The sequence below is a fragment of the Sporomusa sp. genome (genome assembly GCF_057736855.1).
Window position 1 is genome coordinate 1 of sequence record NZ_JBYKYF010000213.1, and the last position, 5,461, is coordinate 5,461.

The 5,461-nt window shown below is 41.6% G+C and carries 4 protein-coding genes; 3 read left to right on the forward strand and 1 reads right to left on the reverse strand.

Annotation, left to right across the window (positions count from 1 at the left end; genetic code table 11):
• Positions 1-38: 38 nt before the first annotated feature.
• Positions 39-1,907: a two-component system sensor histidine kinase AtoS gene (gene atoS / locus AC29Z1_RS12860; protein ID WP_488271854.1), complete on the reverse strand. Its 1,869-nt coding sequence runs from the start codon at positions 1,905-1,907 to the stop codon at positions 39-41.
• A 600-nt stretch (positions 1,908-2,507) separates the two neighbouring features.
• Here atoS and AC29Z1_RS12865 point away from each other — a divergent pair.
• The 3 genes from AC29Z1_RS12865 (at position 2,508) to AC29Z1_RS12875 (ending at position 5,276) form a co-directional block, all read left to right on the forward strand.
• A complete protein-coding gene (locus tag AC29Z1_RS12865; RefSeq protein ID WP_488271855.1) occupies positions 2,508-2,735 on the forward strand; it encodes an FmdB family zinc ribbon protein in 228 nt (75 codons plus the stop codon).
• Between the two features lie 365 nt (positions 2,736-3,100).
• Positions 3,101-3,811 carry an ATP-binding protein gene (locus tag AC29Z1_RS12870; protein WP_488271856.1) on the forward strand — a complete coding sequence of 237 codons (711 nt, stop codon included), beginning with the start codon at positions 3,101-3,103 and terminating at the stop codon, positions 3,809-3,811.
• A gap of 148 nt (positions 3,812-3,959) precedes the next feature.
• The gene (locus AC29Z1_RS12875) at positions 3,960-5,276 is read left to right on the forward strand and encodes a hypothetical protein (protein WP_488271857.1); all 1,317 of its coding nucleotides are present in this window, start codon (positions 3,960-3,962) and stop codon (positions 5,274-5,276) included.
• The last annotated feature ends 185 nt before the right edge of the window (positions 5,277-5,461 follow it).

Below are 5,461 nucleotides of genomic sequence, written 5' to 3' on the forward strand. Positions count from 1 at the left end.
ATAAAACCGCCGATAATAATTTGCGCACACTGTCTTCATCATCTACTACCATGACAGTATAGTTGTTGTTCATTGGTGTCACCTCCAGGATGTATAACCGGAATCTGTAATGTTACGGCAGTGCCTTGGCCGACTTTACTTTGGATATCAATTTGTCCATAATGGGCGTTAATGATTCGTTGCACTACCGCCAATCCTAAGCCGGTTCCGGCGGCTTTGGTTGTGAAAAAGGGGTCAAAAATTTTATCTAGGTCTGACTGACTAATTCCGCAGCCAGTGTCTGTTATTTTTATATGCACAAAATTGCTAGTTTCCCGCCAGGTAGTAATTTCGATGATTCCTTGGGAGGGTATGGCTTGCACCGCATTGATTAATAGATTAAGCAAAACCTGCTTAAGCTGTTCGGCATCACCCTCGATTCGCGGGATTGTTTTATCAAGCTCCAATTTGAATTCTAATCGATGTTTCGTATCCGTATTTTTAATCAAAATCAGTGTTTCTTCGATTAATTCATTAATATCCACTAACAGATAGTTGGTTTTGCAGGGGCGGGAAAAATATAACAGGGTCTCAATAACACGATTTACCCGATCCACTTCTTTGATAATCACTGGCATATATTCCTGACGTTCGGCTTCACTGTCGGCGTTTTGTAAATATTGCACAAATCCTTTGATTGCGGTGAGCGGATTGCGTATCTCATGGGCAACACCAGCCATTAATTCACCCAAGGATGCTAACCGTTCGGCGCGATGCATTTGTGCTTGCAGCCGATGTTTTTCCGTTAAATCTTTAAATACGACAACTGCGCCAATAATTTTTTCGGTACTGTCTTTTAAGCGCGTGGTGCTAATACTCACATAAATACTCTTATCTTTAACAGGGTAGTCCATCTCAATGCCGATATAGTTTGTTCCTGTCTCCAGGGTATCCAGTAATAAACTGTGGAAGTGCCTGCCTTCGCAAAAGATTTCTTTATAAGACTTACCGATAATTTCGGCGCAAGTATAGCCGGTTAATATTTCAGCCGATTTGTTGACACTGCTTATTGTGCCGTTAATATCAACGGTAATAACACCATCGGCCATACTTTGCATAATATTTTGAGTTAACGTTTGGGCGTTCAGTAAGGAATGGGCCATATCATTGATAGCCTGGGTGATTTGTCCCATTTCGCCTTCCAGGATAGGAAGACGGTGACTTAGGTTAAAACGCAACTTTTCTAAACCATTTTTTATTACGTCAATATCACGAATAAAGCCTCGGTTTAGCCAAAGAAACAATAGCAAACTGACAATCATACCAAGGCTTACTGTCAGGTAGATATTGCGATCCATTGTCGCCATTTGGGCATAGATGTCATCGGTGAGTTCATTTGCCCAAATATAGCCAATAATTTCGCCATGCCTTACAATCGGCAGCATGGCGTTCATAATGTCTCCCCTGACCATGGGCGCAAACGCCACCTGTTGTTTGCCAGTACTCATAACCTCGCGGCCAGGGTGTGTGGGAGCGATAGCAATGCCAACTTTATCTGAATATTTACTACTGGGGCCATAGGTAATAATGGCATCCAGTTTCCGGCTATAGTAGCCGGCTCCAATCCCAGGATAAGCTTCGGCTAACGTGTCGGTATATTGCTTTAACGCCTGATTTAATACTTGTATCTGAGTGGCTTTGTCGGCAGTCTGGGCATTATGTTTCATTAATATGTCATCAAAGCCTTCGCCAAGGTACATATCCAACAAAGCGGCAATACCAAATAATTTGGATTGTTTTTCTGCCAGCAAGGCTGATTCTGTCTCTAGTTTGATCAGATATCCGATCAGAAAGATGGGCACACTGACAATGATTACAGTAAAGACAATCATCTTATTACGTAATGTTTGCGGAACTAAAAATTTCATAAGGCTGCTCCCCTTGCTACAACATGTAAATTTGTGTATTGGCTTATTGATTTGGATTATAAAAAATCCAACATTGAATACAATTATATACCATGTCTTGTGTAAAAAAAATTAATTTATTACAATCCAAGGTATTTGGCAATTTTTTTGTTTATATACTCCAAAATATGGGTATTAGCGAAATTATAACAGGATAAGGCAGGAATGTACAGGATAAACTAGAAACTATACATTACATTTTTATCAAAGGGGGGGTACATGATAAGCAGCGGCTATACCTAGATGGGTAATCTTGTCTAAGATAATGGCCAGCGGCCAACAAGCAATTGGTTTTAAACGCAATATTGACAAAGGAATGGAGTACGGTTGTGGAAAACCATTGGGAAGAAATAGCTTTTAGACGGATAAACACAAATAGAATGGCTAGGATAGAGTTGACCTGCAACCAGACATTGGCTGCAGGTTTTCTTTAGTTCTTTCCATGAAATGCTTATACGTCTTGTTTAATAGCATTACACAAGCAGGAATTTACCAATAACAAAAGAAATACTCATAATACATGTAAGACTAATTTTGGATACTGAAGGGAGCGGATTCTGGATGCCAATATACGAATATTCATGTAAAAAATGTGGTAAAACGGTGGAATTATTGCAAAAAATGGGCACTAACAAACCAGGGACATGTTGTCCTGAATGTGGCGAAGATACATTAACCAAGGTGCTCTCAGTAACGGCTCCGGCCCAAATGACGCAATCATCTATGACTGGTTGTGACGCTGCCATGAGCCGGGGAGAATGTGGGGGCTGTTGTTCTGGCTGTCATTGATAGCCAGACAGGCGGCAAAGTCTTATATAAAACCTAGATCTCTAAACGTTTGATTCTAATGGCTAACCCGCCCCAAGATCATCTGCTTTTCAAGTAGGATCTTAGAGCGGGTTAATCACCTTTAGCCACATCATCACACCTATAGTGATAGCTTACATTGCAGATGGTTAAGTCAGTAAAAGCTTCAGTTTGTTTTTTCTGTTAGCAACATCATGTGATTCTGGTCACTGACGAGGCGTATGGCTTGTTATATGCTATAGTTAAATAAGAGATAATTTTCAACGGTCAAGTCATTGCCATATATTTGTAAGGCTGACAAGAGAATAAGTAGGCGGAAGTAAAACAGGGTAAAGGAGAAAATATATATGTTACGGAAAATTGTTAACATAGACGAAGAGAGATGTGATGGGTGTGGAACTTGTATTGGAGCATGCCATGAGGCGGCTTTACAACTAATGGATGGAAAGGCTAGACTGGTGTCAGATAATTTGTGTGATGGTCTCGGTGCTTGTTTGCCAGATTGTCCCAGAGGAGCTATTAGCATCATTGAGCGGGAAGCAGTAGCCTTTGATGAAGAAGCTGTGAAAGAACGCATTGAGAGTAGTAAGTCACCAGTTGATTTTCCCAGACTAGCCTGTGGCTGTCCTGGCAACACCGTCAAGGAAATGAAAAAAGAATCTGGTAGTTCTAAGGAAGCATGCGCTGTCAATTCAGAATTGCGCCAATGGCCTTGTCAATTGCAATTAGTACCGGTAACTGCTCCTTTCTTTGACCATGCACATCTATTGGTAGCCGCTGATTGTGCGGCTTATGCCTACGCAAGCCTGCATGCTGAGTTTATGCGTAACAAGATTACAGTTATTGGTTGTCCCAAGCTGGATAAGGTCAATTATGCCGCTAAGCTAACAGAGATACTGAAGCTACATGACATTAAGAGCCTAACGGTAATCAGGATGGAGGTGCCTTGCTGCGGTGGTATAGCTAATGCCGCTAACGAGGCATTGGTAGCTAGTGGTAAGAGGATTCCCTGGCAGGTTGTGATCATAGGTACTAACGGTACTATCAGGGAAGCGTAATGGCTTTTAGCGTTTATGCTTATTAACGGTCAAAGTAGAAGGTTAAACAAGTCGCTGTTGAGGTTTTTACGGATGAGTCAACAATAAACCAGGAACAAACAGAATGGAACGGGGGAAAAACTATCTCTCGTTCCCAAGGAGTAATGGGATGTATAGGATTGGCGTAATTGGTCCGCAAAGCAGTGTAGAAAGGATACTACAGGTAGCTGAAGAATGTTATCCTGAGATGAAATGTGTCCCCTTTGCCTATGAAGATGAAAATGAAATCCAATTCATCTTGCAGAGAAACCGCGACAAGGTAAAAGGCTGGTTGTTTTCTGGTCCGGTACCGTATATTATTGCCGGGGAGTACCTGGAAGCGACAGACACTGTGGCGTATTGCCAAACCATGGGCGGAGGATTCTATCAGTGTTGCCTGCAGATGGCTTTTGATCATAACGTAGTGTTGCAGCGTATCTCAGTGGATATTGTTGAAGGTGAAGTGGATATCGAAAAATTACTGCATGCAACCGGAATACCTTGGCACGATATTTATATTAAGTATTATAATCGTCAGTATAATCCGGAAGAAATCATCCAATTTCATCTTACTCTATGGCGGGCAGGTAAAATTGATGGAGTTATCACTGCTCTGCGGAGTGTTATGCATGCGATGCATGAAGAAGGGGTTCCTGTCTATCATTTTACTTTGACTGAAAGGGAAATTTATCAGTCGCTAAAAATTATTATGGAAAAAGTGAAGTCATCGTACTTTAAAAATACCCAAGTAGGGTTAGTCGTTATTGAAATTGGCAATTATGGAGAGATCGTTGAAAAGGCCAAGACTTCTTATGGTTTACAATATTTAGAATTAAAGCTGAAAGAGATTTTATTGCCGCTATGCAAGGGTTTGGATGGTTATCTTCTGGACAAAGGCCGAGGTGTATATGAAATTTTTAGTTCCCGCGGTGCGGTAGAACGGGAAATCACCTTACTGCAGGATACGATTGAGCGAATGCGACTGGCAGTTAATACGGATGTTCCGATTACCGCAGGTATTGGTTTTGGTGAAACGGTTTTTGCGGCGGAGATCAATGCCCATCGAGCGCTGCGCAATACGAAAGGACAACAGGAAGCCCAAATTGTTATTGTGCAGGATGATGGAAAAATGGTGGAAGTAAATCGACGTGACAGGGCATTGAATTATGAGTTTTATTCCAACGATACAGAATTGCTGAAGAAGTTGAATCAAGCCAGTGTGGGTATTAAGACATACCGCAAAATTGAAAGCATTGTACAGCGTATGGGAGGCGGGAGGTTTTCTACTTCCCAGTTGGCAGCTCAAATGTCGGTTACCGAACGGAATGTCCGCAGGATTATAGCCAGTCTCACGAAAGTTGGTTTAGTCGAGTATGCTGGTGAAGAGTATGCAGCCATGAGAGGACGGCCTAGCAGATTATATCAATTAGCAACACCAAGATCTTAAGAAAGTATATGTTCATAGACCCAATTTCGGACCAGACCAAAAGCCCGCTTAAACATAGCTTTAAGCGGTTTTTTTTTGTTTTTTTCGAGCAGCTCTAACATACTGGGTTCTAAAAATTGCTTGATGTTTCGGCTCTATACTAAATGTTGGGGTAACCAGTTCTACAACTGGAACTGCCTCAACAT

What these genes read in the sequence shown, in the direction of transcription:
- atoS (WP_488271854.1), bottom strand. Translation starts at nt 1,907, where the DNA reads ATGAAATTTTTAGTTCCGCAAACATTACGTAATAAGATGATTGTCTTT.
- AC29Z1_RS12865 (WP_488271855.1), top strand. Translation starts at nt 2,508, where the DNA reads ATGCCAATATACGAATATTCATGTAAAAAATGTGGTAAAACGGTGGAA.
- AC29Z1_RS12870 (WP_488271856.1), top strand. Translation starts at nt 3,101, where the DNA reads ATGTTACGGAAAATTGTTAACATAGACGAAGAGAGATGTGATGGGTGT.
- AC29Z1_RS12875 (WP_488271857.1), top strand. Translation starts at nt 3,960, where the DNA reads ATGTATAGGATTGGCGTAATTGGTCCGCAAAGCAGTGTAGAAAGGATA.